At 73.1% G+C, this 25,440-nt stretch carries 30 protein-coding genes; 12 read left to right on the plus strand and 18 right to left on the minus strand.

The genetic code is table 11. The features are described from left to right. The first annotated feature begins 159 nt into the window (after positions 1-159). The 4 genes from ABIH81_RS07570 (at position 160) to ABIH81_RS07585 (ending at position 5,872) form a co-directional block, all read left to right on the plus strand. On the plus strand, positions 160-297 hold the full coding sequence (locus ABIH81_RS07570; protein WP_013283356.1) for a hypothetical protein: 138 nt from the start codon (positions 160-162) through the stop codon (positions 295-297). Positions 298-644: 347 nt separating this feature from the next. Next, on the plus strand, positions 645-3,440 hold the full coding sequence (locus ABIH81_RS07575) for a hypothetical protein (RefSeq protein ID WP_349879644.1): 2,796 nt from the start codon (positions 645-647) through the stop codon (positions 3,438-3,440). Positions 3,441-3,626: 186 nt separating this feature from the next. Then, positions 3,627-3,815, plus strand: a complete 189-nt coding sequence (locus ABIH81_RS07580) for a hypothetical protein (protein ID WP_349879645.1) — start codon at positions 3,627-3,629, stop codon at positions 3,813-3,815. 224 nt (positions 3,816-4,039) lie between these two features. Then, positions 4,040-5,872 carry an NHL domain-containing thioredoxin family protein gene (locus tag ABIH81_RS07585; RefSeq protein WP_349879646.1) on the plus strand — a complete coding sequence of 611 codons (1,833 nt, stop codon included), beginning with the start codon at positions 4,040-4,042 and terminating at the stop codon, positions 5,870-5,872. A gap of 60 nt (positions 5,873-5,932) precedes the next feature. On the opposite strand, the gene ABIH81_RS07590 is transcribed toward ABIH81_RS07585, so the two are convergent. The 3 genes from ABIH81_RS07590 to ABIH81_RS07600 are packed head-to-tail and all read right to left on the minus strand — an operon-like array spanning position 5,933 to position 8,146. Next, entirely contained in the window at positions 5,933-6,682 is a 750-nt protein-coding gene (locus tag ABIH81_RS07590; RefSeq protein ID WP_349879647.1) for a 5-oxoprolinase subunit PxpA, read from the minus strand. Beyond that, complete coding sequence (locus tag ABIH81_RS07595) at positions 6,666-7,535, minus strand: biotin-dependent carboxyltransferase family protein (protein WP_349879648.1); 870 nt, start codon at positions 7,533-7,535, stop codon at positions 6,666-6,668. The genes ABIH81_RS07590 and ABIH81_RS07595 overlap by 17 nt, the downstream gene beginning before the upstream one ends. Further along, positions 7,532-8,146: an allophanate hydrolase subunit 1 gene (locus ABIH81_RS07600; protein ID WP_349879649.1), complete on the minus strand. Its 615-nt coding sequence runs from the start codon at positions 8,144-8,146 to the stop codon at positions 7,532-7,534. The genes ABIH81_RS07595 and ABIH81_RS07600 overlap by 4 nt, the downstream gene beginning before the upstream one ends. Positions 8,147-8,221: 75 nt before the next feature. Between ABIH81_RS07600 and ABIH81_RS07605 the strand changes: the two genes are divergently transcribed. Then, positions 8,222-8,899 carry a hemolysin III family protein gene (locus ABIH81_RS07605; protein WP_121685723.1) on the plus strand — a complete coding sequence of 226 codons (678 nt, stop codon included), beginning with the start codon at positions 8,222-8,224 and terminating at the stop codon, positions 8,897-8,899. An 80-nt stretch (positions 8,900-8,979) separates the two neighbouring features. Here ABIH81_RS07605 and ABIH81_RS07610 read toward each other — a convergent pair whose 3' ends face one another. After that, complete coding sequence (locus ABIH81_RS07610; RefSeq protein ID WP_120572396.1) at positions 8,980-9,270, minus strand: DUF6458 family protein; 291 nt, start codon at positions 9,268-9,270, stop codon at positions 8,980-8,982. 117 nt (positions 9,271-9,387) lie between these two features. Here ABIH81_RS07610 and ABIH81_RS07615 point away from each other — a divergent pair, with 117 nt between their 5' ends. Then, the gene (locus ABIH81_RS07615) at positions 9,388-9,924 is read left to right on the plus strand and encodes a histidine phosphatase family protein (RefSeq protein ID WP_349879650.1); all 537 of its coding nucleotides are present in this window, start codon (positions 9,388-9,390) and stop codon (positions 9,922-9,924) included. 74 nt (positions 9,925-9,998) lie between these two features. On the opposite strand, the gene ABIH81_RS07620 is transcribed toward ABIH81_RS07615, so the two are convergent. From ABIH81_RS07620 to ABIH81_RS07635, 4 genes are all read right to left on the minus strand, one after another. Then, positions 9,999-10,268 (minus strand): DUF6458 family protein, encoded by a 270-nt coding sequence (locus ABIH81_RS07620; RefSeq protein WP_013283345.1) that lies wholly within the window; start codon positions 10,266-10,268, stop codon positions 9,999-10,001. A 184-nt stretch (positions 10,269-10,452) separates the two neighbouring features. Next, complete coding sequence (locus ABIH81_RS07625; RefSeq protein WP_349879651.1) at positions 10,453-12,309, minus strand: acyl-CoA dehydrogenase; 1,857 nt, start codon at positions 12,307-12,309, stop codon at positions 10,453-10,455. Positions 12,310-12,426: 117 nt separating this feature from the next. Beyond that, positions 12,427-13,554 (minus strand): PP2C family protein-serine/threonine phosphatase, encoded by a 1,128-nt coding sequence (locus ABIH81_RS07630; protein ID WP_349879652.1) that lies wholly within the window; start codon positions 13,552-13,554, stop codon positions 12,427-12,429. A gap of 68 nt (positions 13,555-13,622) precedes the next feature. Then, positions 13,623-14,255, minus strand: coding sequence for a septal ring lytic transglycosylase RlpA family protein (locus tag ABIH81_RS07635; protein ID WP_349879653.1), 633 nt, complete (start codon positions 14,253-14,255; stop codon positions 13,623-13,625). Between the two features lie 168 nt (positions 14,256-14,423). On the opposite strand from ABIH81_RS07635, the gene ABIH81_RS07640 reads away from it, so the two are divergent. After that, entirely contained in the window at positions 14,424-14,963 is a 540-nt protein-coding gene (locus ABIH81_RS07640) for a phosphoribosyltransferase (RefSeq protein WP_349879654.1), read from the plus strand. Between the two features lie 41 nt (positions 14,964-15,004). Then, positions 15,005-15,418: an ASCH domain-containing protein gene (locus ABIH81_RS07645; protein WP_349879655.1), complete on the plus strand. Its 414-nt coding sequence runs from the start codon at positions 15,005-15,007 to the stop codon at positions 15,416-15,418. Here the strand turns inward: ABIH81_RS07645 and ABIH81_RS07650 are convergent. The 4 genes from ABIH81_RS07650 to ABIH81_RS07665 all read right to left on the minus strand — a co-directional run bounded on the left by ABIH81_RS07650 (position 15,415) and on the right by ABIH81_RS07665 (position 18,970). Then, entirely contained in the window at positions 15,415-16,296 is an 882-nt protein-coding gene (locus ABIH81_RS07650; protein ID WP_349879656.1) for an LLM class flavin-dependent oxidoreductase, read from the minus strand. The two genes, ABIH81_RS07645 and ABIH81_RS07650, sit on opposite strands and share 4 nt — an antisense overlap. A gap of 51 nt (positions 16,297-16,347) precedes the next feature. After that, the gene (locus tag ABIH81_RS07655; protein WP_349879657.1) at positions 16,348-17,400 is read right to left on the minus strand and encodes a MerR family transcriptional regulator; all 1,053 of its coding nucleotides are present in this window, start codon (positions 17,398-17,400) and stop codon (positions 16,348-16,350) included. Positions 17,401-17,477: 77 nt separating this feature from the next. After that, positions 17,478-18,044 carry an NUDIX domain-containing protein gene (locus ABIH81_RS07660; protein ID WP_349879658.1) on the minus strand — a complete coding sequence of 189 codons (567 nt, stop codon included), beginning with the start codon at positions 18,042-18,044 and terminating at the stop codon, positions 17,478-17,480. A gap of 32 nt (positions 18,045-18,076) precedes the next feature. After that, on the minus strand, positions 18,077-18,970 hold the full coding sequence (locus ABIH81_RS07665) for a LysR substrate-binding domain-containing protein (protein WP_349879659.1): 894 nt from the start codon (positions 18,968-18,970) through the stop codon (positions 18,077-18,079). An 88-nt stretch (positions 18,971-19,058) separates the two neighbouring features. On the opposite strand from ABIH81_RS07665, the gene ABIH81_RS07670 reads away from it, so the two are divergent. Both ABIH81_RS07670 and ABIH81_RS07675 read left to right on the plus strand, forming a co-directional pair. Then, a complete protein-coding gene (locus ABIH81_RS07670; protein ID WP_349879660.1) occupies positions 19,059-19,454 on the plus strand; it encodes a VOC family protein in 396 nt (131 codons plus the stop codon). A gap of 9 nt (positions 19,455-19,463) precedes the next feature. Continuing rightward, positions 19,464-19,970 (plus strand): GNAT family N-acetyltransferase, encoded by a 507-nt coding sequence (locus tag ABIH81_RS07675; RefSeq protein WP_349879661.1) that lies wholly within the window; start codon positions 19,464-19,466, stop codon positions 19,968-19,970. On the opposite strand, the gene ABIH81_RS07680 is transcribed toward ABIH81_RS07675, so the two are convergent. Continuing rightward, on the minus strand, positions 19,949-20,518 hold the full coding sequence (locus ABIH81_RS07680; protein WP_349879662.1) for a dihydrofolate reductase family protein: 570 nt from the start codon (positions 20,516-20,518) through the stop codon (positions 19,949-19,951). The two genes, ABIH81_RS07675 and ABIH81_RS07680, sit on opposite strands and share 22 nt — an antisense overlap. Positions 20,519-20,717: 199 nt before the next feature. Here ABIH81_RS07680 and ABIH81_RS07685 point away from each other — a divergent pair, with 199 nt between their 5' ends. Next, a complete protein-coding gene (locus ABIH81_RS07685) occupies positions 20,718-21,455 on the plus strand; it encodes a hypothetical protein (RefSeq protein ID WP_349879663.1) in 738 nt (245 codons plus the stop codon). Positions 21,456-21,544: 89 nt separating this feature from the next. Here the strand turns inward: ABIH81_RS07685 and ABIH81_RS07690 are convergent, their stop codons facing one another. From ABIH81_RS07690 to ABIH81_RS07705, 4 genes are all read right to left on the minus strand, one after another. Continuing rightward, positions 21,545-22,507: an alpha/beta hydrolase gene (locus ABIH81_RS07690; protein ID WP_349879664.1), complete on the minus strand. Its 963-nt coding sequence runs from the start codon at positions 22,505-22,507 to the stop codon at positions 21,545-21,547. 99 nt (positions 22,508-22,606) lie between these two features. Then, the gene (locus tag ABIH81_RS07695) at positions 22,607-23,452 is read right to left on the minus strand and encodes a helix-turn-helix domain-containing protein (RefSeq protein WP_349879665.1); all 846 of its coding nucleotides are present in this window, start codon (positions 23,450-23,452) and stop codon (positions 22,607-22,609) included. A gap of 49 nt (positions 23,453-23,501) precedes the next feature. Beyond that, on the minus strand, positions 23,502-23,972 hold the full coding sequence (locus ABIH81_RS07700; protein ID WP_349879666.1) for a hypothetical protein: 471 nt from the start codon (positions 23,970-23,972) through the stop codon (positions 23,502-23,504). Positions 23,973-24,060: 88 nt separating this feature from the next. Further along, the gene (locus tag ABIH81_RS07705; RefSeq protein ID WP_349879667.1) at positions 24,061-24,480 is read right to left on the minus strand and encodes a hypothetical protein; all 420 of its coding nucleotides are present in this window, start codon (positions 24,478-24,480) and stop codon (positions 24,061-24,063) included. Between the two features lie 113 nt (positions 24,481-24,593). Here ABIH81_RS07705 and ABIH81_RS07710 point away from each other — a divergent pair, with 113 nt between their 5' ends. Further along, positions 24,594-25,019, plus strand: coding sequence for an NUDIX domain-containing protein (locus tag ABIH81_RS07710; RefSeq protein ID WP_349879668.1), 426 nt, complete (start codon positions 24,594-24,596; stop codon positions 25,017-25,019). Here ABIH81_RS07710 and ABIH81_RS07715 read toward each other — a convergent pair. After that, positions 24,938-25,330, minus strand: coding sequence for a hypothetical protein (locus tag ABIH81_RS07715; RefSeq protein ID WP_349881035.1), 393 nt, complete (start codon positions 25,328-25,330; stop codon positions 24,938-24,940). The two genes, ABIH81_RS07710 and ABIH81_RS07715, sit on opposite strands and share 82 nt — an antisense overlap. Positions 25,331-25,440: the final 110 nt, after the last annotated feature.

The following is a 25,440-nucleotide window of genomic DNA, read 5'->3' on the forward strand; positions in this document are numbered from 1 at the left end:
TTTTGGGAACAGATTCGTCGGATCCTTGGGCGCAGAGGCCTACGATCCGTAGGTACGTGGTTCAGCTCACCTAATAATCGATGGCGGTGGACGGTCCGATGCGGTTGAATAGAGACATCAAGGGGCTGACAACCGAATAGCCAGGAGGAGAGACCCGAGATGAGCATGATCGAGCGAATCCGCACCCGCCGCGACGCCAACCGCCGCGCCCGCGCCATCGAGCACGCGCTGCGTTCCGCCAACTCGCCCGCGGTCCGCGAGGAGCTTCTCGCCATCGCCCAGCGTCACATGAGCTGACGCCACCGACCTTTCTCATCTCCTCCAGTCCGAAGACCCGCCCGGCACCGGGCGGGTCTTCGGCGTATCGGCATCGGTCGGCACCGGGATTCCACCTCGCTCCACCGCCCGGTACGGTTGGCACGGTCGCCAACCGGCTGACTCCGGACGGACGCGGGACAACGAAACCCATCGACGTCATCCGGTGACTTTCGGTGACCGCTGATGCTCCCCCGAGCGGCCCCGGGCGACCACCGGATACGGTGCGGGGAGCCCGCACGGCCGGTACCCGCCGGCGACGCCGGTAGCCATGCCGACGGTCCCCCGACCGGCATCGGCGGCCGACCTGTGATGGAGGAGGCGCACCCATGACGTCCGAGGCTCCGCACCGCCCCGGCCAGGAGCCGGGCGAGGTGTCGCCGGGCACCGGCGGACCGGTGCCGTACGGCGATCAGCCGGCGCAGCAGGACAACGGGTACAACGGCGCACCCGACCTCGGCTGGGCACCGCCCCCGCCGGCCGGTCGGCCCGCGCAGCCGGCCCCGGCCTGGGCCGCGAACGACGACCAGCCACCCGCGTGGGCCCCGCCCGCGGGCCAGCCGGTGACCGGACGGGCGACCGCCCAGGTCCCGCAGCCCGCCTGGGGCGGCAACGACCAGGGCAACCCCGCCTGGGCCGGTTCCGGTGGCCCCGCCTGGGGCAACCAGGAGCAGTCCGGCCCGGACCGCGGCGCCGAGCAGGCGCCGCCCGCCTGGGCCGCCACGCCGCCGGGCAGCCCGGCCGAACCGTCGCAGGCCCCCTGGGCCGCCGAGCAGAACCGTCCCGGATGGGGCTCCGGCGAGCAGCAGCCGGGCTGGTCGCCGTCCGGTGACCCGGCTGCCCGTGGCACCGGTTACGTGCCCGCCCCGGCCACCGTGCCGAACGAGACCTGGGTCACGCCCGCCCCCGCGGACGACCCGCACCGCTCCGGCGGCTTCGCGCCCACCGGCGGGCAGCACGACGACGCCCCCGGTCGCGCCGGTGGCTGGGCCGTCCCGCAGCCGGACGACCCGAACCGCTCCGGCGGCTGGACCCCGCGCGACGAGCAGCCCGCCGCGTCCGACGACCCGAACCGCTCGGGCGGCTGGAACCCGCGCGAGAGCCAGCCGGCCTGGGCGCCGGGGCAGCAGACCGGCGCCACCTGGCCGCCCGCCGACCCGCCCGCCCGTGCCGCCGCCGCGGTCTCGGTGCCCGGCGCCGCCCGGCCGGACAACGCCTGGTCCACTCCGGAGCAGTCCGATCAGGACCACCGCTCGGCCGAGGACAGCGGTGGCTGGCGGGCCTCGGGCGGGCCGCAGCACGACGAGGGGCAGCGTTCCGGCGGCTGGCCCGCCCCGCAGGCCGAGAACCGGTCCGGCGGCTGGGACGAGCCGGCCCGCACCGAGGACCCGGACCGCTCCGGCGGCTGGGCCGCCGGGCGCGCCGCGAACCCCGCCGAGGCGGCCCAGCCGGGCGGCTGGGAGCCGAACCAGAGCCGGCAGGCCGGCGACTGGGGTGACGGCGCCGCCGTACCGCAGCAGCGGGACTCAGGTGAGCAGGCCGGCGCCTGGAGCGGCGCGGCCTCCGTACCGCAGCAGCACGAGCCCGGGCGGCCGTCGGACGAGCCCGCGCAGCCCGCCTGGGGCACCGCCGCGCCGGCCGAGGCCCGCGCGAGCGTGTCCGTGCCGTCGCCCGACGCGCCCGCCGGCTGGGGCGGCAACCAGGACGAGCGGGCGGCCGCACCGTCGCCCGAGCCGTGGTCGCCGGCCGAGGCGTGGGGCCGCTCCGAGGACTCCGCCCCGGCCTACCAGCCCGCCCCCGCGCCGGGCATCTCTCCCGGCAACGCCGTGCCGCTGCCGGCACAGCAGCAGCGGGTGCCAGGCGCCGCGCTCGCCGCGTCGTCGCCCGCCGACCACCCGGGCACCGAACCCCAGGGGTACGAGCCGGAGCGCGGCGACGGCGCCTGGGGCGCGTCCCGTGCCGAGGAGCCGCAGTCGCCTGCCGTTCCCGGACCGCGTACCTCCCCGGAGGGCGGCCCGGTCTCGGCGAGCGCGTCGGTCCCGGTGGCCAGCCGGGTCACCCCGCCGTCCGACCAGCCGCTGCCGGCCGGCGGCCCCACGCCGCAGCCCCGGGTGTACGGCCGGCCCGCGCGCCCGGAGCCCGAGGACGCCCCCGAGCAGGACGAGCCCGGGTTCCCCGGCCAGGACGGGCCGCCCGGCAACGGCTTCCCCGGCCCGCAGTCGCGGTCCGAGGACGCCGACGGCCCGCACGGGTACGCCGGCGCGCCCTCCTCGCCGGCCGCGCCGCCGTCGTTCCCGGTCGGTGTGCCGTCCTTCGTGGACCCGCCCGGCAACACCCGCCCCGCCAACGGCGTGCACCCGGGCGGCGAGCAGCCCGACGCGGCCCGTGACCCGTTCGGCGGCCAGCAGGGCCCGTACGGCGCTCCCGGCGGCCAGGATCCGTTCGGCGGCCCGGGTGGCCGGCCGGACCCGTTCGGCGCCCCGGGCGGCCAGCCCGAGCCGTTCGGCGGCCCCGGCGGCCAGCCCGAGCCGTTCGGCGGCCCCGGCGGGCAGCAGGATCCGTTCGGCGGCCCGGCCGGCCGGCCCGAGCCGTTCGGCGAGCCGGACCGGTTCGGTCCGTCGGCCGGTGGACGTGCCTCGGTCGCGGTGCCCGGCCAGGGCCCGGCGGGTGGCGCGAACGCCTTCCCGCCGCCGCCCCAGCAGGCCCCGCCGGCCTGGTCGCAGGACGGGCCCGGCACCGAGCCGGAGCAGGGCCGCTTCGACGCGTTCAAGCCGGACGCCGCCGAGTCGCAGACCGAGGCGCCCCCGCCGAAGGTGCGCAACGGCCGGGTGCTCGCCGCCGTGCTGATCGCGGCGGTGCTCATCCTCGCCGTGCCGCTCGGTCTGCTGACGCTGCTCGGCAAGGTCGGTGACGACAAGCCGGCCGGCTTCGACCCGGCGGTCGGCTCCTGCGTCAAGCAGTCCGGCACGAGCGCGGTGCCCGCCGAGTGCGGTGAGCCGGGCGCGTTCAGCGTGGTGTCGAAGGTGGACAACAAGGACAAGTGCGCCGATCTGTCGCAGCCCTCGGTCTCGGTCGAGAGCGGCGGCACCACCCGGGTGCTCTGCCTGAAGCCCGCCGGCCAGTAACCGCACGTACGCGGAGCGCCCATCCCTCGCCGGGGTGGGCGCTCCGCGCCGTTTCGATGTGCGTCTGTCGGCCTTCGGACCCCTAGGGCATCGCTTCCTCGGCCGTGATCCCGGCGAGCCGCTGCGCCTCCGGCGCTCGGGAGGTGCGTACGCTGGCGGCCCCTCTGCGCAACAAAGGAGCCCACCGTGACCGAGCCGCCCCGCATCCCGCCCGACCTCATCAACGCGCTCTGCGAGTGGATCGCGGGCTACCGCCTCGGCGACCGACAAGCGCAGATCGTGAACGGCCGCGCGCCCGAGCAGAGCTCGCGTCGCCCACGGCAGCACCCGAAGGCGGGCCTTCGGGCGGCTAAAGCATCGCTTCCTCGGCCATGATCTCGGCGAGCTGCTGGTCTTCAGTCACGGAGATCGCGCTCGCTCTCGGCCCAGATGTACCCGCGCGGGCACGAAGGGGGCCTTCAGGCGTTTACCCGCTCGCTGCGCCCGCTGGTCACGGCCCGCACCCGGCGGCGCTGGTGCTCGGCGAGGCTGTCTCCCGTGTTCCGTTGCCTGCACCACGTCGCGCGGGGTGGGCTCCGATGGTGCGGCAGGATGGAGTCATGGCACCTCGTGTACGCGCGCCCGAGCTGCGCGGTCGTCGTTGGCTCAACACCGGAGGCCGCGACCTCTCGCTCGCCGACCTGCGGGGCAAGATCGTTTTGCTCGACTTCTGGACGTTCTGCTGCATCAACTGCCTGCACGTGCTCGACGAGCTGCGTCCGCTCGAAGACAAGTACGGCGACGTCCTGGTCGTGATCGGCGTGCACTCGCCGAAGTTCGAGCACGAGAAGGACCCGGCGGCGCTGGCCGCGGCCGTCGAGCGGTACGGCGTGCACCACCCGGTGCTCGACGACGCCGAGATGGACATGTGGCAGCAGTACGCGGCCAAGGCGTGGCCGACGCTCGCCGTGGTGGACCCCGAGGGGTACGTGGTCGCCACCATGGCCGGCGAGGGGCACGCCGAAGGGCTCGCCCGGCTGATCGACGAGCTGATCTCCACCCACGAGGGGAAGGGCACGCTGCACCGGGGCGAGGGCCCGTACGTGCCGCCGGCCGAGCCGGACACCGTCCTGCGGTTCCCCGGCAAGGCCGTCCCGCTCGACGGCGGGAACCTGCTGGTCAGCGACTCGGCCCGGCACTCTCTGGTCGAGCTGGCCGCCGACGGCGAGACGGTGGTCCGCCGCATCGGCGCCGGTTCCCGGGGCCGGACGGACGGCCCGGCCTCCGCCGCCACGTTCGCCGAGCCGCAGGGGCTCTGCCTCCTGCCGCCGCACGTGGCCGAGGTGGCCGGTTACGACGTGGTGGTCGCGGACACGGTCAACCACCTGCTGCGCGGCGTACGGCTGTCCTCCGGCGAGGTGGTCACCGTGGCGGGCACCGGGCGCCAGTGGCGCTCGACCGTCGACGACCACGCGCACGACGCCCGCGCGGTCGACCTCTCCTCCCCCTGGGACGTGGCCTGGTACGACGACCGGGTGATCGTCGCGATGGCCGGTATCCACCAGCTCTGGTGGTTCGACCCGATCAAGCGGACCGCCGGCATGTACGCCGGGACCACTGTCGAGGCGCTGCGTGACGGCCCGCTGCCGGACGTGTGGATGGCCCAGCCGTCCGGGTTGTCCGTGTCGGCCGACGGCGCCCGGCTCTGGGTGGCCGACAGCGAGACCAGCGCGATCCGGTGGGTCGAGGGCGGCGTGATGCACACCGCCGTCGGTCAGGGCCTGTTCGACTTCGGGCACGTCGACGGCCCGGCCGACCAGGCGTTGCTCCAGCACCCGCTGGGCGTGTGCGCGCTGCCCGACGGCTCGGTGCTGATCGCGGACACGTACAACGGTGCGGTGCGCCGCTTCGACCCGGAGACCGGCCAGGTGGGCACCGTGGCGGACGGGCTGGCCGAGCCGAGCGACCTGGTGCTCACCGGCGAGGGCGACGTCCTGGTGGTCGAGTCGGCCGCGCACCGGCTGACCCGGCTGGCCCCGGGCGCGCTGACGTCGGCCGGGGCGAACACGGTGGACGGGCCGCGACACCGGCTGGAACGCAAGCCCACCGACGTGGCGGCCGGTGAGCTGACGCTCGACGTGATCTTCACGCCGGCGCCGGGGCAGAAGCTCGACGAGACGTACGGGCCGTCGACCCGGCTGGTGGTCTCGGCGTCCCCGCCGGAGCTGCTGGTCGAGGGCGCGGGCACGACCACCGAGCTGTCCCGCAGGCTGGTGGTCAGCGGCGACGTGGCGCAGGGGGTGCTCCAGGTGACCGCCCAGGCGGCGACCTGCGACGCCGACGTCGAGCACGCGGCCTGCCACCTGACGCGGCAGGACTGGGGCGTACCGGTCCGGGTGGTCACCGGCGGCGCGACTCGCGTACCGCTGGTCCTGCGGGGGATGGACGCCTGACCGGAGGTGTTAAGAAGGGCCCCTTCCTCTACCGGAGGCGTTAAGAAGGGGCCCTTCCTTTCACGCGAACGGAGTGAGCGTGACCCCCGCGTCGATGAGCGCGGCCCTTACCAGCTCCGCGCAGCGCACCGCGCCAGGGCTGTCGCCGTGCAGGCAGATCGACTCGACCGGGGCGGGGATGACCGTCCCGTCCACAGCGACCAGCGTGCGCTCGACGGCCATCCGGACCGCCCGGACGGCGACCTGCTCCGGGTCGGTCACCAGCGCGTCCGGTGAGCTGCGTGGCACGAGCGTGCCGTTGGGGAGGTAGTTGCGGTCGGCGAAGCCCTCGGCCACCACCCGCAGGCCGGCGCCGGCCGCGAGCTGCGCCAGTACGGTGCCGGGCTGGCAGAGCACCGGCAGTTCTTGGTCGTACCCGCTGATCGCCGCCACCAGCGCGGCGGCCTGCGATTCGTCGCGGGCCGCCGCGTGGTAGAGCGCGCCGTGCGGTTTGAGGTAGCGGACCCGGGTGCGGTACCGGCGGCAGAAGGCGTCGAGCGCTCCGAGCTGGTAGATCGTCTCGTCGCGCAGCTCGGCGAAGTCGTATGCGATGTGCCGCCGGCCGAAGCCGGCGAGGTCGCGGTAGCCGACCTGCGCGCCCACCGCGACGCCGCGTTCGGCGGCGCCGGCGCAGACCCGGTGCATGGTGGCCGCGTCACCGGCGTGGAAGCCGCAGGCGACGTTCGCGGAGCTGATCAGGTCGAGCAGCGCGTGGTCGTCGCCCAGCCGCCAGCTTCCGAATCCCTCGCCCAGGTCAGCGTTGAGGTCCATGGAACGCCACCGTAGTGCCTGGCCGGGCCTGGGCGAGCGGGGTCACGTCGTCCACCACCCCGATGACCGGGTACCCGCCGGTGGTGGGGTGGTCGGCCAGGAAGACGAGCGGCCGGCCGTCCGGCGGCACCTGCACCGCGCCGAGCACGAGGCCCTCGCTGGGCAGTTCGCCGGCGACCGCGCGGGTCAGGCCCGCGCCGGCCAGCCGCGCGCCGACCCGGTTGCTGTCCGGGCTCACCGTGTACGCGCCGCGGCACAGCAGGTCCAGCGCCTCGGGGGTGAACCAGTCCTGCCGGGGGCCGGGGCGCACGGTGAGCCGCAGTTCGTCCGGGAGCGACCCGGTGACGGCGAGGTCGACGGGTGCGGGCGGACCGGCCGGGGTGCCGAGGGGCAGCCGGTCCCCGTCGCGCAGCGGCGGCGGTCCGAGTCCGGAGAGCGTGTCGGTGGCGCGGCTGCCGAGCACCGGCTCGACCGCGATCCCGCCGCTGACGGCGAGCCAGGTGCGCACCCCGGCGCGGGCCGGGCCGACGCGCAGCACCGCCCCGGCGGGCAGCGCGAGCGGCCGTCCCACGTCCCCCGGACGCCGCTGTGCGGCCCCGGCCCGCCACTCGACGACCACGTCGGCCGGGGCGCCGGTGAGGGCCACAGCCACCGCCCGGGTGAAGCGCAGCACGCAGCCGGTCATGGTGATCTCCAGTCCGGCGGCGTTCTCGTCGTTGCCGGCGAGCCGGTTGGCCAGGCGCAGGGCGGCCGGGTCGAGCGCGCCGGATCGGGGTACGCCGAGGTGCGCCCACCCGGGCCGGCCCTGGTCCTGGACGGTGGTGAGCGCACCGGCCCGCAGCACCTCGATCACGGCGCGTCGACCAGCCGGACGCGGGTGCCGGGGGTGAGCCGGGCCGGTGGGTCGGCGTGCACGTCGAACAGCGGCAGGTCGGTGCGGCCGACGAGCAGCCAGCCGCCCGGTGACGCGGCGGGGTAGATGCCCGCGTACGGGCCGGCGAGCGCGACCGAGCCGGCCGGCACCCGGGTACGCGGCGTGGCGAGCCGGGGCACCGCCAGCTCGGGCGGCAGCCCGGTCAGGTACGCGAACCCGGGCGCGAACCCGCAGAACGCCACCCGGAACTCGGTACGCCGCAGCCGGTCGACGACTGCGGGCACGTCGGCGTTCCAGTGCCCGGCGACGCGCGGAAGATCCTCCCCGTCGTACACGACGGGCACCCGGACCTCGGCGGTGGTCGCGCCGGAGGCGGCGGTCCGGGGACGCCAGCCGGCGATCCGGGCGGTGGCCGCCTCCGGGTCCGGTACGCCGTCGAGCAGCACGGTGACCGCGCCGGGGACGATCTCGGTGGCGGTCAGCTCGCCCGCCTCGCGGCGGTGCCACAGTTCGGCCCGCCACGCCTGCGCCTGCTCCGGGTCGTCGCAGTCGAGCAGCAGGGCGTGCACCCCGACCGGCCGGATCCGCATCCGGTCATCCTCCCGCCGTCCGACGTGACGGTCCACACTACTTGCAAGTAACCTACGCCGTCGTAACCTATTGGCGTGACGACCTCCGCACCGTTCCGGCTCCGTCCGGCCGACATCGGGAAGCCGCGCATGCGCGGCTGGCTGCACGCGTACGCGTTCTTCGCCGCTCTTGTCTGCGGCATCGTGCTGTGTTCGATCGCCGCCGGCCGTCCCGGCTGGGCGCCGCTGGTGAGCTGCCTGATCTACAGCTTCACCGTGTGCGGGCTGTTCGGCACCAGCGCGCTCTACCACCGGCGGGTCTGGTCCGAACGCGGCTACCAGATCATGCGCCGGATGGACCATTCGATGATCTTCGTGTTCATCGCCGGCACCTACACACCGTTCTGCGCGCTGCTGCTGGACAACCGGCAGGCCACGATCATGCTGAGCCTGGTCTGGGGCGGCGCGATCGCGGGCGTGGCGGTGAAGCTGATCTGGCCGCACGCGCCGCGCTGGGTCTCCGCCCCGCTCTATCTGGCGCTCGGCTGGGTCGCGGTGGCCATGCTGCCGCAGATCCTGCACGCGGGTGGCGTCACCGCGCTGGTGCTGCTGAGCGTGGGCGGCGCGATCTACAGCGTGGGCGCGGTGTTCTACGCGCTGCGCCGGCCGAACCCGTGGCCCACCGTCTTCGGGCACCACGAGTTCTTCCACGCCTGCACGCTCGTCGCCGCGATCTGCCACCACATCGCGATCTACTTCGCGTTGTTCGCCTGAGCCGGGCCGAGCCGGGCCGCACCGTACCCCGGACATGCGCGAGGGCCCCGCACCGTTGCGGGGCCCTCGGGTTCGGGAAGTCAGGCCGGGTAGCCCGAGCCCGGGCGGCGCACCTCGCGGTACTCCTCGCGCACGACGCGGTCGTCGCGCACCGGCACCACCGGCTCGGCGACCACCTGCTCGCGTACCGGGGCGGCCACGACCCGGCGGCGGCTGTTCCAGAAGTAGAGCGTGGTGAGCAGGCCGGCGACGCCGGCGAGCATGAGCACCCAGCCCACCACGTTGAGGTTCAGCCATCCCAGGTTGGCGTCGATGGCGAACGCGAAGATCGCGCCGAGCGCGATGAGGAAGATGCTGGCACCGATGCCCATGACGTCGCCTCCTTGGCGTCCTGCTGGCGTTTCCTGCCCGCCGCGGCCATGGATGAGGTAGCGGCACACATCGACATACCCAGGCGCTTTGATCGTCAATCAGGCAAGCTGGGCGGTATGACGGACGGCAGGAACGGGCAGCGGACGCTGGTGCTGCTGCGGCACGCGAAGGCCGAGCAGTCCGCGAACGGCCCGGACGCGGATCGGTCACTGACCGCGCGGGGTCACGCCGACGCGGCGGCGGCCGGCGCCTGGCTGGCCCGGCAGGGGCTGCTTCCCGACGTGGTGCTCTGCTCGCCGGCCCGGCGCACCCGGCAGACCTGGCACGACGTGGCGATGGGCATGACCGGGTCGCCGCCGGAGGGCGGTCCGGCCGGTTCGCGCCCAGCGGTGCGGTACGAGGCGACCGCGTACGACGCGCACCCGGACCAGTTGCTGGACCTGCTGCGCACGGTCGAGCCGGCCGCCGGCACGGTGCTGCTCGTGGCGCACAACCCGGGTGTCTCGCTGCTCTCGGCGCTGCTCGACCCGGAGCGGGCCGACCCGGACGGGCTGCGTACCACCGATCTCGTGGTGCACCGGCCGACGACCCGGTGGGCCGAGCTGGCCCCGGGCGGAGCGCCGATCACCGCGCGCCACACCGCCCGCGCCTGAGGGGTACGGCTCAGCCGGTCCTCTCCGGCGACGACCTCGCCGAGCCGGACCGGATCGGTCGCTGAGACGCGGCGTCAGGACGGCGGTGCCGTCGGCGGCGGCGGGTCGGGCGGCGGCGGCATCATCGCGGTCGGATGCGAGAGCCGGTTCTCCTCCACGATGAGCGTACGGGCCCGCTTGCGGCGGTCCTGCCAGAACCACAGCGTGGTCAGCAGGACGCCCAGCCCGGCCAGGATGAACACCCAGCCGACCGCGCGCAGGTCGATCCACCAGACGTTGGCGCGGATGGCGAAGGTCATGATCGCGCCGAGCGCGATGAGAAAGATGGCGCTACCAATGCCCATGTGCGCTGCACTCCCCCGTGCGATGGCCTTGGGCGTACTCGGGTCGTGGTCCGCGACGGTTACCCGCCACCGGGCCGCCTATCCACCCGGGCACACGCACGACGACGGCCGGCGGGCTGGTGCCCGCCGGCCGTCGTCGTGAGGGGGAGAGTGACGTTTCAGGGGTGAAAGCCCCCGGAAGGGCTCAGAAAGCCTCCTCCGGGAGGTCCATGATCTCCAGGTCGGCGCCCTCGATGATCCGGCGGTCGGCGCCGATGCGGGGCAGCACCTCACGGGCGAAGAACCGGGCCGCGGCGACCTTGCCGGTGTAGAAGGACTTGTCGGCGGCGGAGACCTCGCCGGCCAGCGCCTTCAGCGCCACGTCCGCCTGCTTCTGCAGCAGCCAGCCGACCACCAGGTCACCGATCGCCAGCAGGAACCGGCGGCTGCTCAGGCCGACCTTGTAGAGCGCGCGGGTGTCGCCGCCCTGGGCCTCGCCCAGCCAGCCGGTCATCACGCCGAGGATGTTCTGGATCTCGGCGAGCGCCTTGCCGAGCGCCTGACGCTCCTCCTTGAGCTGGCCGTTGCCGGCCTCGGAGGCGATGTGCTCCTGGATCTCGGCGGCGACCGCCATCAGGGCCTTGCCGTTGTCCCGGACGATCTTCCGGAAGATCAGGTCGAGGCTCTGGATCGCGGTGGTGCCCTCGTACAGGGTGTCGATCTTGGCGTCCCGGACGTACTGCTCCAGCGGGTAGTCCTGGAGGAAGCCGGAACCGCCGTAGGTCTGGAGCGACTCGTGACCGAGCAGCTCGTACGCCCGCTCCGAGCCGACGCCCTTGACCAGCGGCAGGAGCAGGTCGTTGACCCGCTTCGCCAGCTTGGTGGCCTTCTCGTCACCGGCCGCCTCGGCGATCGCGACCTTGTCCTGCCAGCTCGCGGTGTAGCAGACGAGCGCGCGCAGGCCCTCGGCGTACGACTTCTGCAGCAGCAGCGAACGGCGCACGTCCGGGTGGTTGGTGATGGTCACCCGCGGGGCGGTCTTGTCCGCCATCTGGGTCAGGTCGGCGCCCTGCACCCGGTTCTTGGCGTACTCCAGGGCGTTCAGGTAGCCGGTGGAGAGCGTGGCGATCGCCTTGGTGCCGACCATCATCCGGGCGTACTCGATGATCATGAACATCTGGCGGATGCCGTCGTGCTTCTCGCCCAGCAGCCAGCCCTTGGCCGGTACGCCGTGCTCGCCGAAGGTCACCTCGCAGGTGTTCGAGACCTTCAGGCCCATCTTGTGCTCGACGTTGGTGGCGTAGACGCCGTTGCGCTCGCCCAGCTCGCCGGTCTCGGCGTCGAAGTGGTACTTCGGCACGACGAACAGCGACAGGCCCTTGGTGCCCGGGCCGCCGACGCCCTCGACGCCGACCGGACGGGCCAGCACGTAGTGGACGATGTTGTCGCTCAGGTCGTGCTCACCGGAGGTGATGAAGCGCTTCACGCCCTCGATGTGCCACGAGCCGTCCGGCTGCTGGATCGCCCGGGTACGGCCGGCGCCCACGTCGGAGCCGGCGTCCGGCTCGGTGAGGACCATGGTCGAGCCCCACTGCTTGTCGATGAACAGCCGGGCCCACTTCTTCTGCTCGTCGGTGCCCTCGACGTGCAGCACGTGGGCGAAGGACGGGCCGGAGGCGTACATCCAGATCGGGGCGTTGGCGCCGAGCACCAGCTCGGCGAGCGACCACCAGAGGGCGCGCGGGGCGTTGGTGCCGCCCAGGGCCTCGGGCAGGTCCAGGCGCCAGAACTCGGAGTCCATGAACGCCTGGTACGACTTCTTGAACGACTCCGGCAGCGGCGCGGTGTGCGTCGCCGGGTCGAAGACCGGCGGGTTGCGGTCGCTGTCCGAGTAGCTGGCGGCCAGGTCCTCGCGGGCGAGCCGGTCGACCTCGGAGAGGAAGCTACGGGCGGTGTCGACGTCCAGGTCCGTGTACGGCGCCTGGCCGAACGCCCGGTCCGCCCCGAAGACCTCGAACAGGTTGAACTCGAGGTCCCGCACGTTGCTCTTGTAGTGGGTCATGCTCGCTGGCCCCGCTTCCCGGACAGGTGTTACCGATCAGTAACTCCAGACTGTATTACTCACCGGTAGGCAACGACAAGCCGATCTCGGAAGTGACAGCGATTACACACTTCCCGTTCATCCGTCGGCGGCGCCGACCTCCCAGCTCGGGAGCGGGGAGGCGGTGGTGCTGCGCGGGCCGACGTACTCCATCAGGACCAGCGCGATGTCGTCGTCGAGCCGGCCGTGCACCCACTCGACCAGGGCGGTCTCCAGCGATGCCAGCCCGTCCGCGACGGTGCCGTGGCCGAGCAGCCGCCAGGCGCGGTCGGCGGTGGGGAAGAACTCGCCGTCCCGGCGCGCCTCGCCCAGCCCGTCGGTGAACAGCAGCAGCCGGTCGCCCGGTTCCAGCCGCTCCACCCGGGGCCGCACCACGGGCATGAAGCCGAGCGGCGGCGCGGGCGCGGGCGGCTCCAGCGGGATCACCGCGCCCCGCCGCAGCAGCAACGGCGGCGGATGCCCGCAGTTGACGATGGTGAGCGTGCCGCCGCGCTCCTCGACCAGGGCCGCGGTGACGAAGTCCTCGTCGCCGACGTTGCGGGCCACCGCGCGGTCCAGGTCGGTCACCACCGCGCGCAGGTCGGCCCGCTCGTACGCGACGTGCCGGTAGGAGCCGAGCACGATGCTGGCCAGGCGGACCGCGTCCAGCCCCTTGCCCCGTACGTCGCCGATGATCATGCGGACGCCGTACGGGGTGTCCATCACCTCGTACAGGTCGCCGCCGATCTCGGCCGTGGCGGTGGAGGAGATGTACCGCGCGGCCACCGCGAGCGTGCCGACCTGCGGGCCGAGCGGTCGCAGCACCGCCTGCTGGGCCACCGAGGCGAGCCGGGACAGCTCCGCGATCCGGTCCGCCTGCCGCTGGCGTATCGCCGCCGTGGCAGCCGCGATCACTGTGGCCGCCCCGACAGCCGTCACGTTGACGGCTGTCACCAGCGGGCTACCCTGTTCGGCGACGGCGAAGCCGACGCCGATCGCGGTGGCCAGGCCGCCGACCGCGAGCACCACCCGCCAGGACGCCAGCGCCGCCGCGAGGAACGGCGCGACGACCATCAGCGCGAGGTAGTGCGCCGGGCGGCCGTCCGCCAGCTCCACGGCCACCACGATCGCGAGCAGCGCGAGGGCCGCGCCGAGGCCGGCGCGGGATCCGGGACTCAGCGGGCCTCGGCCCGGCTGGAAGGGTTGCGTGCGTACATCGGACAGCATGCCTGATGGACGTGAACGGGAGAATGAACCTGGCCCGTCGGTCGTGGAAGTTCTGCCCGAGTGGCCGGTCAGCCGAGCACCTCGTACCGGACGTTCACGTGGCCGAGGCTGGTGGCGGCGATGGTCGCGAACGCGGCGCGGGACAGGTCCAGGCACCGGCCCTCGATGAACGGGCCACGGTCGTTGATCCGCACCACGACCGACTTGCCGTTGTCCGGGTTGGTGACCCGGACCTTCGTGTTGAACGGCAGCGTCTTGTGCGCCGCGGTGAGCGCGTCCGGGTTGAACGTCTCGCCGTTCGCCGTCATCTGGCCCTCGGCGTAGAAGGAGGCGCCGCAGGAGCCGCTGTCCACGACCTTCGGGCTGCTCGTCTTCTTCGCCGTCGGCGACGGGGCGGCGGTCCGCGCCTTGCTCCGGGAGGCCGCCTGGGTGCGGCTCGCCTTCGGGCTCGGGGTGGCCTTCGGCGACGGGCTGAGGCTCACGCTCGGCGAGGCCGACGCGCTCGGCGACGGGGCGGCCGACGTGGGGGCGGGCGTGCTGGGCAGCGCCTCGACCGCGACCGGTGCGGCGGGCGGCTCGGCGGAGGTGAGCCGCACGGCGCCGACGGTACCGCCGACCGCGAGCGCCACGCCGACCGCCGCGGTCGCGGCGATGGCGGCGGGCGAGGAGAACTTGCGGGTACGAAGGTGCCTAGCAGCCACCGGCCCGGTCCTTTCGTCAACTGAACAAACCGGCCCGGACCGTAACGAGAGAAGCACTTCCGAAGTCAACGTGATCATGGTGCTATGCCCGCATTTACCCTGGTACGTGTAGCCGATCACGCCACAGCCGATCGGCCGAACGGCCCACCGATCCGCCAGGATGGAACCGTGCTGATTCGTCGCCTGGTCGAGCTGTTCCGGTGGATCGACCCCGGCCCGGGCAGCACCCACCTGGTCAGCGACATCTCCGGCTGGTGGCGCGACCCCGGCGTGCTGGCCCAGGTCGGCCCGGCACTGGCCGGCCTGTTCCCCGAGGATCGCCCGACCGTCGTGATCGCCCCCGAGGTGACCGGGCTGCTGCTCGGCCCGCTGGTCGCGGTCGCCGCCGGAGCCGGTTTCCTGCCCGCGTACAAGGACGGCGGCGAGCGGCACCGGGTCGGGCCGACGCGCTGGGCACAGACACCCCCTGACTACCGGGGCCGGCGGCTGCGGGTCGGCGTGGACGGCCGGCGGCTGAACCCGGGCGACCGGGTGCTGCTGGTCGACGACTGGGTCGACACCGGGGCGCAACTGGACGCGCTGTGCCAGGTCGTCCGGGACGCCGGGGCCGACCTGATCGGCGCCGCCGCGCTCGTCGCGACCTGTCCGCCCGAGGTCGCCGAGCGGCTGAGGCTGCGCGCCCTGCTCACCGGCGCCGACCTGCCGTGAGCCCGCCGACAGGTGGCAGAGCGTCCCGTAACGTCGTCGGCATGTGGCCCCGCATCGGTGGATTGCGCGCACTCGCCCTCGGCACGCCCGGCGAGCTGCGTACCCGGCTCAACACCCTCGTGCTCTCCGGCGTGAAGACCGCCACCGCCGGGCTGGTCCACGAGTACGACGACGAGAACGAGGAACTGGAGTACGTCGGCGAGCGACTGGTCCTGGTCGACGACGACGACGAGTTCGTCGGCGTGGTGGAGGTCACCGGCGTCGAGGTGGTGCGCTTCGCCGACGTGCCGTGGGACTTCGCCCGCGCCGAGGGCGAGGGCGACCGGTCGATCGAGGAGTGGCGCGAGGGCCACGGCGCCTACTGGGCCCGGCAGGGCACGCCGGTCACCGACGACACCCCTGTCGTCTGCCTCCGGTTCCGGCTGGTCTCCACCGAGGGCAGCGTCGGCACCTAGCCGGCCCGGCGCAGCTCCGGCAGCATCGCCGCCGCCTCCGCCAGCACCGCCTCGTCGCCCGCATACCAGCTGCTGGCCCGGGGCCAGTGCGTCACCACGTCGGTGAAGCCCAGCCGGGCCGCCCGGGCCACCTGCTCGGCGAAGAAGTCGGCGCTGGTCAGCGAGAACATCGGAGCCGAGTCGAGCGAGAGGTAGCGGTCGAGCGTCGCCGGGTCGCGGCCGGCCTGCTCCAGCGTGCGGTCCATCCGCTCGGACAACTCCGCCACCGTGCCCCACCAGGTCTCGACGTCGTCGCCGCCGAGCCCGGTGGTGACCCAGCCCTGCCCGAACCGGGCGGCCAGCCGCATCGAGCGGGGACCGTTCGCGGCCACCACGAACGGCACCCGGGGCTGCTGCACACACCCCGGGTTGTTGCGGGCGTCCACAGCGGTGAACCACTCCCCGCGCCAGGTCGTGCCGTCCTCGCGCAGGATCGCGTCGAGCAGCTCGGTGAACTCGGCGAACCGGTCGACGCGCTGCCGTGGGGGCAGCGTCTCACCGCCGAGCACCGCCGAGTCGAAGCCGATGCCGCCCGCGCCCAGGCCGAGCAGCAGCCGGCCGCCGGACACGTCGTCGAGCGCTGTCACCTGCCGGGCGAACGCCGCCGGGTGCCGGAAGTTCGGCGAGGCGACGAGCGTCCCGAGCTTGACCCGGGACGTCACGCCGGCCGCCGCGGTGAGCGTCGTCCACGAGTCGAACCACGGCCCGTCGACCAGGTCACGCCAGCCCAGGTGGTCGTAGGTCCAGGCGTGGTCGAAGCCCCACTCGTCCGCCTGCGCCCACCGCCGGCGTGCTTTCGACCAGCGCTGGTCGGGCAGGATCACGATGCCGATTCGCATGCCCGCCAGGGTACGACCCGGGTCGGACACCCCGACCCGGGTCGCGGCGGATCACGTCGCCAGATCGGCGACCACGCAGGCGATGTTGTCCGGCGCGCCGGCCGCGTACGCCAGCTCGACCAGGCGCTCGACGGCGGTCTCCGGGGCGTCCGCCTCCGCCAGCGCGGCGTGCAGCGCGCCCGGGTCCACCACTGCCGAGAGGCCGTCGGAGCAGAGCAGGTAGCGGTCGCCGGGCAGCGCCGTACGCAGTGCCAGATCCGCCTCCACCTCGGCACCCGCGCCGAGCGCCCGGGCCAGCAGCGCCCGCTGCGGATGCGCCCCGGCCTCGGCCGGCGTGAGCCGCCCCTGGTCCACGAGTGTCTGGACGTACGTGTGGTCCTGGGTGAGGCGGGACAGCTCGCCGCAGCGCAGCAGGTACGCCCGGCTGTCCCCGACGTGCACCAGCGCGAGCCGGGTGCCGCGCCGTACGAGCGCGGTGAGCGTGGTGGCGGGCTGGTCGGCGTCGGTGGCGTGCGCGCGTACCGCCCGGTCGGCCCGGGTCACCGCGTCGGCCAGCGCGCCGAGCAGATCGGCCTCCGGCGTGCCCGCCCGCTCCAACGGCCGCAGCGCGTCCACCGCCGCCGCGCTGGCCGTGGACCCGGCCGGACCGTGTACGCCGTCGGCCACAGCGAGCAGCGACGCGCTCGCGTACGCGGTGTCCTCGTTGGAATCGCGGACCGTGCCGGTCTCGCAGCGCGTCGCGTACCGGAAGGTGGTCTCGGACATGGTGGTGCCCCTCTCGCTGAGCCTGTCGGCGAGGAGCGCGACGGCCCGGCCGCGCGCCGCGGTGTCCGCGCTGACCCGCCGCCACCAGGCGTCGAGCGCCTCGGCGGCGGCAGCGGGCGGCAGGCCGCAGACGGTACGGATCTCGGCCAGCGGCATCCCGGCCCGGCGCAGCCCGGCGATCAGCCGTGCCCGGTCCAGTTGCTCCGGCGCGTAGTAGCGGTAACCCGAGTGCGGGTCCACCGCGGCCGGGGGCAGCAGCCCGCAGTCGTCGTAGATGCGCAACGCCTTGGCGCTCAGGCCGGCCGCCCGGGCGAACGCGCCGATGGTCAGCAGTCGCACCGTGTCCTCCCTCGCGCTCCTCGTGCCGGTCACCGCGACCGGCACTGATCACGCTGGGCCTTGCCGCAGGGGACGGGTCAAGGCGTCGCTGCCGCCAGTTTGGTCAGCATCCGGCCCAGATGCGGCTCGACCGTGCCGGCCGGTGCCCCGGCCACCTCGGTGGGCGTCCACCAGCGGATGCCGGCGAACTCCACCGGATCGGGCGTGAACTGCTGATCGCGGTGGGCGGAGAGCACGTACCAGAGGCTGACGTCGGTGTGCCGCTGCTCCGGCGGGCCGACCGTCTCGGTGACGGTGAGGAACGCCGGGCGCCCACCGAACGGGGGCGCGAAGACCGCCGTCACGCCCAGTTCCTCCCGCAACTCGCGGCGCACCGTGTCGGCCGGATGCTCGCCCGGCTCGACGTGACCGCCGCTCGGCAGCCACATGCCCGCGAGGCGGTGGTCGACCAGCAGCACCGCGCCGTCGGCCGGGTCGCGGAGCAGGAAGTACGCGACCAGGTGCGGCGACGGTGTACGCGGCTTGACCCGCCGGAAGATGTCCTCCGTACCGGCCAGCCAGACAAGCGCCGCCTCCCGATGCCGCGCCTCCTGCTCGTCACCAGGTGTCAGCTCGTCGACCAGTGCCCGGATCTCGTCCCGCATCCCGCCGATGCTGCCACCCGGGTACGACGGGGTCAGTCCGGCGGGAGCGGGTTGGCGTCGGTCGCCGCGCGGACGAACTCGCGTACCCGGGAAGTGGTGTTCCCGGCCGGCCACACCGGACCGCGACAGATCGACGGCGCGTCGTGGATCGGCACGTAGGCCAGGTCCGGACGGGCGTAGAACTGGCGGGTCTGCTCGCCCACCGGCAGCACCCCCCGCCCCAGCGCGACGAGCGCCAGCATCTCGGAGAAGCTGCCGCCCACCGGGCCCTTCGGCACCGGGCGGCCCGCCGGGGTGCGGTCCGGCGTGCGGTCCTGCTTGAACGCGGCCGAGGTCACCGCCGGGTACTGCACCACCGGATGGTCGCCGAGCACCTCCAGCGACACCGACTCCTCGCCCGCGAGCGGATGGCCCGCGGCCACCGCGAGCACCCGGCGCTCGCGCATCAGCACCGGGCCGTTCGCCATGCCGTCGAAGGGGTACGAGGCGATCAGCACGTCGATGGTGCCGTCCCGCAGGCTCGACCGGGTGCTGGCCAGCGGCGCCTCGTGCACGTGCACCTCGCAGTCCGGGTGGCGCTCGGTGAACCGGGCCACCGCGCGCAGCAGCACCGGCGCCGTCGACTCACCGACGTACGCCACCCGCAGCTCGCCGGTGAGCCCGCGCCCGGCGTCCACGGCCCGCTGCACCGCCGCCTCGATGCCGGCCACCAGCGGGCGTATCTCCTCGGCCAGGCGGGCGCCGATCGGAGTGAGCCGGACGACCCGGCTGGTGCGCTCGAACAGCGGCGCCCCGATGCGGCGCTCCAGCTTGCGCACCACGTGGCTGACCCGCCCGGTGCTCACCCGCAGCCGCTCGGCGGTCCGCCCGAAGTGCAGTTCCTCGGCCAGGGTCAGGAACGTGTCGATCTCGTACCGCTCCAGCACCGGAGCACCTCCGTCGTTGCCTGCGGGTCAACGATCGTAGTCCGGACCGGGCTTGGTCCGGGCGGCGCGCCGGACCAGGGTTGACGGCATGCACAACGATCTCGTGACGGTGACCGCGTTCGACCACCTCGTGCTCTCGGTGAGCGACGTCGAGCGCTCACTCGGCTTCTACTGCGGCACGCTCGGCCTGGCCCCGGTACGGGTCGACAGGTGGCGGGCCGGCGAGGAGCCCTTCCCGTCCGTACGCGTCGACGCCGGCACCATCATCGACCTGGTCAAGGGCGAGCCGGGCGGGTCCAACCTGGACCACTTCTGCCTGGTGGTCGAGCCGGTCGACTGGCAGCGGGTGGTCGACTCCGGCGTGTTCACCGTGCTGACCGGCCCGGTCCCGCGCTTCGGCGCGCGCGGCACCGGCACCTCGGTCTACGTCAGCGACCCGGACGGCAACACAATCGAACTGCGCTGCTATCCGGCCGGCGCCTAACCTGGTCCGATGCCGGAGCTGGAACGACTCGCCGCCCACCACGCACCCGCCGTGCTGCGGTTCGAGCGGGAGAACCGGGCGTACTTCGCCCGGTACGTCCCGGACCGGGGCGACGACTTCTTCACCGGGTACGCCGCCCGGCACGCGGCCCTGCTGGACGAGCAGGAACGCGGCGCCTGCCACTTCCACGTGCTGGTCGGCGACCACGGCACCGTGCTCGGGCGGTTCAACCTGGTCGACGTCGCCGACGGCGGCGCCGAGCTGGGCTACCGGGTGGCCGAGCGCGCCGCCGGGCGCGGGCTCGCCGGTGAAGGAGTACGGCGCGTCTGCGAACTGGCCCGCACCGAGTACGGGCTGCGCCGGCTGGTCGCCTCGGCGGCGCTGGCGAACCCGGCCTCACTGGCGGTGCTCCGGCGTGCCGGTTTCGTGCCGGATCATCAGGTGAAGCTGGGCGGGGAGCCCGGCCTTCGGCACACGCTCGACCTCCGCGCGTCCTACGCGGCCGCGTCCCCGTAGGCGGGCGCACCGGCCGGCTCGTACGTCAGTTGCAGCGTGCCGTGGGCGTGGGTGACCGACTCGGTGAGCCGCAGCGCGCTCGGAACCGTGCCCTCGCCGAACAGCCGCTTGCCGGTGCCGAGCACCACCGGGTACAACCACAGGTTGAGCCGGTCGACGAGGCCGAGCCGCAGCAGCGACTGCACCAGGCCCAGGCTGCCAATCACGTGCACCTCGTCGTGGCGGGCCTTCATCTCGGTGACGCGCTCGGCGAGGTCACCCTTTACCAGCGACGAGTTCTCCCAGGCCAGCGGATCGGCGAGCGTGCGGCTGGCCACGTACTTGGGCACGCCGTTGAGCAGCCCGGTGAAGGGGATGTCCGCGGGCGCCTTGGGCCAGTAGCCGGCGAAGATGTCGTACGTCTTGCGGCCCAGCAGTAGCGCGTCCATGCCGCTCGCCTGCTGGAACATCACCGCGCCGGACTTGTCGTCGAGCAGCGGCATCTGCCAGCCGCCGTGGCTGAAGCCGCCCTCGCGGTCCTCGTCGGGCTCACCGGGCGCCTGCGCCACGCCGTCGAGGGTCAGGAACTCGTCACGATCAGCTTGCCCATGGGTCTGCTCCTCCGGTCACTGCTCCGTCGCCCCGTCAGACCCGTCAACGACCCGCAACTCATCGCCGGCTCCGAGGAACCAACGACCCGAGACTGCCCGTAAGATCATCCTCTTCGGCGGGCGTACGCCTTCCGGAGTCCTCGAAGGCGGATTCGCCATGATCCCCGATCGGACTGAGATAGACGGCTTCCTAAACGAGGCGCTGGCGGGTGTGGCCGCCACGTTCCAGGGCATGACGGCGCACCGGCAGGAGTCCAACTGCGAGTGCCACTGGGGCAGCGCGGAGGAACTGGCACTGCTGAAGACGCCGGACGTGCCGCTCGACGAGGACCTGCTCCGTCGCACGTACCGGACCACGGACTGGCGCTATCCCGGCCCGCTGCTACGCCGGATCCTGCCCCAACTGACCAGGAGCCTCGTGGCCGGCCGAGTGATGCCCATGGCCGGGATGGAGAGCCTCGGGTACTTGTTCACCACCGCCCGCTGGCAGGAGTGGCCCAAAGGGCAGCGGGACGCTCTGCGGGAGTTCCTGGACGCCTGGTGGCTGCATGTCCTGGTCGAGCCCGATGCGAAGGTGCCCGCCCACGAGGCCCTGGAACTCATCGCCGAGACCACCGGCAAGCTCACCCCGTGGCTGGCTGTCTGGACGGGGTCGCTGGCCGACGCGGTGGCCCGACGACGGCTGGTCACGGCCGTGGATGAGTGGATGGACGACCTGCTGGGCGACGGGCTCCCCTGGTCGAGCTGGCACAACGAGGACACGTGGGGCGCCGCGCTGTCACTGTGGGTGATACGACACGCGCCGGCCGCACTGCGAGAGCACAACGCGTCGATCGAACTGCTCGATGACATTCGCCTGCTTGGCCTGCCCTACGCCGATCGGTGGGACAAATAGCTCTCGCGACGGCGCGCCGGGCGCCCGTGGCCTGAGTGACGTCGAAGGCCCTGGTTCCTGACCAGGGCCTTCGTGTGCGCCCTACCGTCTCAGCTTCGCGGCACCGGGTGAAGGTGACTGCGCAGGAAGGCGACTGTCTCGCGGCGCGCCGGCCGGGCGGCCGGCACCAGACCAGGAGTGCTCAGGAAGGTATGGGTGGCCCTCGGGTAGCAGGTCAGGCAAGCGTCGGTGCCGTCCTCGCGCAGTCGTTCGACGTAGCGGCTTCCCTGATCGGCCAACGGATCCAGGGCGGCTGTGATGACCAGTGTCGGTGGCAGTCCGGCGAGGCTGTCGAACTTGACGGGTGACACACTGCGCGGGTCGAGGGCGGGTGGCACGCCCAGCTTGCGGGCCGCGCGTAGCCGGGACACCGGCAGGGTGGGGTTGTCGGCGTTCTCCGTGATCGAGGGGTACTCGGTCATGCTCTCCGTCCAGTCCGTGCCCGGGTAGAGCAGCACCTGTGCACGCAGCGGTGGGCCGTCCTTGCGGGCACGCAAGGCGATGAGTCCGGCGATCGTGCCACCGGCGCTCTCGCCCATGACTGCGACGGCCGCGGGGTCGATGCCCCAGTGCGCGGCGTCGTCGACGAGCCGGACCACCGTGTCGTAGCCGTCGTCGATCGGCTCAGGCAGCGGGTGCTCCGGGGCGAGGCGGTACTCCACCGAGACGACCACCGCCGGGCACCGGGCCGCGAGGTGGCTGTTGAGCCAGTCGTTCTGAGCAGCGGTACCCGCGAAGAAACCTCCGCCGTGGAACGAGACGACCAACGGCAGGCCCGGTCCGGTGGCCTTCGGGCGGTGTACCCGCAGCGTCAGACGGCGACCTGGAAGATCGATGGAGGTTTCCTCGATGCGTGCGCGGCGGTCAGGGAACCCGGTGATGATCCGTGCGACAGGAGACGACGCCGCGCGGTTGGCCTTCTCGCGCGCGGCGATCACCTGCTCGTCGGTCAGAGCTTCCCAGTCCAGGGTGTCCCTCAGGATCCGGGTGCCAAGTGGGGCCTTGCCTCTCATGGAGTCCTCCGGGGTGCAGACGCTGTGGACTCACTGTCACAGCCGGGGCATGCCGGTGGATTGAACGAATGTCCGGACGGACCTCAGACGGTTCGGGCGTCAGGGCCGGACGGGCCAAGCGACATCGTCGACGGCGAGGAACGGTGCGCGTGCCACGGTCGCGGGTGTCGCTCCGGTGAAGGTCATGACGTCTCGGTGGAGGTGGGACTGGTCGGCGTAACCGCTGTCCGCCGCCGCCGCTGCGGCGCTGTGACCCGCGGCGAGGCGATGGGCCGCACGATCGAACCGGATGAGCTGGGCGGCGCGCTTGGGAGTGAGTCCGATCTGGGACCGGAACCGGGCCCACAGCCGTTTGCGGCTCCATCCGACCTCGGCCGCCAACCGCTCGACCCGCACCTGTCCCCCGCCGGCCACCATCCGCCTCCAGCAGAAGGCGACCTCCGCGTCGACCGCGCGGCCCGCGTCCTGACGCCGGGCCAGCGCCACCTCGGCAATCGCGAAGCGGTCGTCCCAGGATCGGGCGGCGCGCAGCCGCTCCCGGATTCGCGCGGCGTCCCGCCCCCAGAGGTCGTCGAGGGTTGTCACGGCCCCGCTCAGCTCCGACGTGGCGCCCAGGACCGCGTGCGCGATCACGGGCGACAGCCGCACCTGAAGGCACGCGAAGCTTCCGGCCTGGCCGCGTGCTCGCGCACCAGGGGGCGGCGCGAGTCCGGCGGTGACGCAGCCTCGCTGTTGCCGTCCACGACCGTCGTCGACGACGAGCGGCTGATCGCCGAGGTCGAAGATCATCATGATTGCGGGGTGCGGCACGACCTCGACCTCGACCGAGGCGTCAGCCCGGTCGCTGAACCCCGCCATGGTGACCCCCGCCAACCGGCCCGGTCGTGCGGGGACCGTGATATCCCAGGCAGGCGAACCGAAGCGCACCGGCTCGGTAGGTCGCACATCACGATGGTACGTGTCATCTCAACCGGCTCCGGAGATCCGCCTTGGCCTAGGTGGCGTCCCCGGGCGCGTGAGCGGCCCAGGCGGCGAGCCGCCGCATCAGGTCGGCGAGCAACGTCCGGTACTCGTGGCGCACCTCCGCATCGGTGCCCACCAGTGTGCCTGCCGGGAGCTCTGCCCAGAACTCCTGGGTGAGACGGCACGAGTCGGGCCCGAGCGGCACAACGGTGAGCACGCCGCCGCTGGGGCAGCCGACCGTCAGGTTGCGGGTGACGGCGCGGCGCCCCGGTTCCACCTCGACCACCTCGTGCATCATGCCCGTTCGACCGCTGGGGGTCCGATCCACGAACGCCTGGATCTCTCCGACTCCCTTCGGGCCGGGCAGGGTGACGCCGAGCTCAATCGAGTCGTCCAGCACCACCAATGAGGCCGGATCCTCCATGAAGCCGAAGGCCGCCTCCGCGCTCGTGGGCAGGTCGACGGTGGCCGCCTCCCGTACCTGGACCGCAGTCGTCGTCACCCTGATCAACCGTAGACGCGAGCGCACGCCGCATTGTGTCAGTCGATCGGCCGACGGTGGGGGCGAGATCAGCGCTACGGTGCCCTCCCTAGCGGGCTCCGTCCGGTGCGAACACGGCATAGAAGTACCGGAGGCTGTCCTCCGGACCGTTCTCCAGTCGCTTGAAGGCCTTCGCGATCGGATTGCACCAGCCCTGCCCGCCGAGCTCGACCACCATGGGCCATCCGACGACGGCCAGTTCGTCTGCCGCCGTAGTGCGCCACCGTCCACCGGCATGCCGGGTCAGCACCTCGCCGACATAGCAACCGAAGCCGAAGAGAGTCTCTGCCATCTGTCCAGCGGTGAGGCCCTCGGCCCGAAAGCCGTCGAGGATGGCGTCCACGGAGGTCAGGCTGTCCGGCGTGTAGTCCAGGTGCACACCGCTGACCTGGGCTGCCGACACCACGATGTCGCCCGCGAACCGGGCTGCGTTCTCCGGGACGGGCGCGTACTTCAGGCGCAGTTGCATGGTTCCTCCAGGATGATCAACAGATAGAGATCGCGCGATCGTACCGACGACCGGCGTCGAGCGACGGCCTCGCGCCCGGCTCGCAGGACATCCACATGGGTCAAAATGTGCCGATGACCATCTCCGCTGACGGCCCGGGTCGGGTCCGGATCGTGACGGCCGTTCTTCGCGACGGCGACCGCGTGTTGCTGTGCCATCGAAGCGCCGGACGCCGTCACTACCCCGATGTGTGGGATCTGCCGGGAGGTCATGTCGAGGAGGGGGAGGCGATGGACATGCAGATCTGGTTCATCGACAGCTGGACCGGAACACCCGTCAACGCCGCGCCGGACGAGCACGACGCCGTGGCATGGTTCGAGGCGTCCGACCTCGCCGGCCTGCGCCTCGCCCATGAGCCGCTTCTTCCGGTGCTCACCGCTGTGCTCGCCAGCGACAGTCGCCCTACCTCGTCCGCACGTCAGCCGCGAACCGGCGGCTCGCCGAATCTGCCACCACGGACGACGGAATCGGTCTCGACTTCCTGGACTGTCCAGACGTGATCGACGAAGTCGTCCACTGCGACACCACCGCGTCCGAGCAGCGTCCGGATCGCTGCCACCGCCTCCTGCCGCCGCGACAACCGGTAGTTCACCTGGACCGCCCACGCCGGCCGCTTGCCGACAGCGCGCTCCAGCTCCGCCACCATGTCGGGCTCCCAGTCGACGTACAGGTCACGGTGTTCCTCCACCAGCCAGAGGAAGACCGGGCCCGGCGCGACCCACTGATCGGGCTGGGTCTCACCGAGGGAACCCAGGAGCCGCAACGCATTCGCCCTGGCCGCGGCCGGGAAGACGAACGCATTCTCACTCATGCGCAGAACCATAGGCGGCGGTTTCACGCCTGGCGTCCGACGGCGCCAGCGGACGGCGCCAGCGGACGGCGCCAGGTCGAGCAAGGGAGAACCGTGAACGATGACGAAAG

It is taken from the genome of Micromonospora sp. HUAS YX12, from assembly GCF_040215685.1.
Taxonomy (GTDB): domain Bacteria; phylum Actinomycetota; class Actinomycetes; order Mycobacteriales; family Micromonosporaceae; genus Micromonospora; species Micromonospora tulbaghiae.

Coding starts and splice junctions, on each gene's coding strand:
- ABIH81_RS07715 (WP_349881035.1), bottom strand. CDS start 25,330: ATGAGTGAGAATGCGTTCGTCTTCCCGGCCGCGGCCAGGGCGAATGCG.
- ABIH81_RS07625 (WP_349879651.1), bottom strand. CDS start 12,309: ATGACCCACTACAAGAGCAACGTGCGGGACCTCGAGTTCAACCTGTTC.
- ABIH81_RS07615 (WP_349879650.1), top strand. CDS start 9,388: ATGACGGACGGCAGGAACGGGCAGCGGACGCTGGTGCTGCTGCGGCAC.
- ABIH81_RS07575 (WP_349879644.1), top strand. CDS start 645: ATGACGTCCGAGGCTCCGCACCGCCCCGGCCAGGAGCCGGGCGAGGTG.
- ABIH81_RS07600 (WP_349879649.1), bottom strand. CDS start 8,146: ATGCGGATCCGGCCGGTCGGGGTGCACGCCCTGCTGCTCGACTGCGAC.
- ABIH81_RS07630 (WP_349879652.1), bottom strand. CDS start 13,554: ATGCTGTCCGATGTACGCACGCAACCCTTCCAGCCGGGCCGAGGCCCG.
- ABIH81_RS07620 (WP_013283345.1), bottom strand. CDS start 10,268: ATGGGCATTGGTAGCGCCATCTTTCTCATCGCGCTCGGCGCGATCATG.
- ABIH81_RS07710 (WP_349879668.1), top strand. CDS start 24,594: ATGACCATCTCCGCTGACGGCCCGGGTCGGGTCCGGATCGTGACGGCC.
- ABIH81_RS07690 (WP_349879664.1), bottom strand. CDS start 22,507: ATGAGAGGCAAGGCCCCACTTGGCACCCGGATCCTGAGGGACACCCTG.
- ABIH81_RS07645 (WP_349879655.1), top strand. CDS start 15,005: ATGTGGCCCCGCATCGGTGGATTGCGCGCACTCGCCCTCGGCACGCCC.
- ABIH81_RS07650 (WP_349879656.1), bottom strand. CDS start 16,296: ATGCGAATCGGCATCGTGATCCTGCCCGACCAGCGCTGGTCGAAAGCA.
- ABIH81_RS07585 (WP_349879646.1), top strand. CDS start 4,040: ATGGCACCTCGTGTACGCGCGCCCGAGCTGCGCGGTCGTCGTTGGCTC.
- ABIH81_RS07590 (WP_349879647.1), bottom strand. CDS start 6,682: ATGGACCTCAACGCTGACCTGGGCGAGGGATTCGGAAGCTGGCGGCTG.
- ABIH81_RS07675 (WP_349879661.1), top strand. CDS start 19,464: ATGCCGGAGCTGGAACGACTCGCCGCCCACCACGCACCCGCCGTGCTG.
- ABIH81_RS07610 (WP_120572396.1), bottom strand. CDS start 9,270: ATGGGCATCGGTGCCAGCATCTTCCTCATCGCGCTCGGCGCGATCTTC.
- ABIH81_RS07570 (WP_013283356.1), top strand. CDS start 160: ATGAGCATGATCGAGCGAATCCGCACCCGCCGCGACGCCAACCGCCGC.
- ABIH81_RS07670 (WP_349879660.1), top strand. CDS start 19,059: ATGCACAACGATCTCGTGACGGTGACCGCGTTCGACCACCTCGTGCTC.
- ABIH81_RS07660 (WP_349879658.1), bottom strand. CDS start 18,044: ATGCGGGACGAGATCCGGGCACTGGTCGACGAGCTGACACCTGGTGAC.
- ABIH81_RS07705 (WP_349879667.1), bottom strand. CDS start 24,480: ATGCAACTGCGCCTGAAGTACGCGCCCGTCCCGGAGAACGCAGCCCGG.
- ABIH81_RS07685 (WP_349879663.1), top strand. CDS start 20,718: ATGATCCCCGATCGGACTGAGATAGACGGCTTCCTAAACGAGGCGCTG.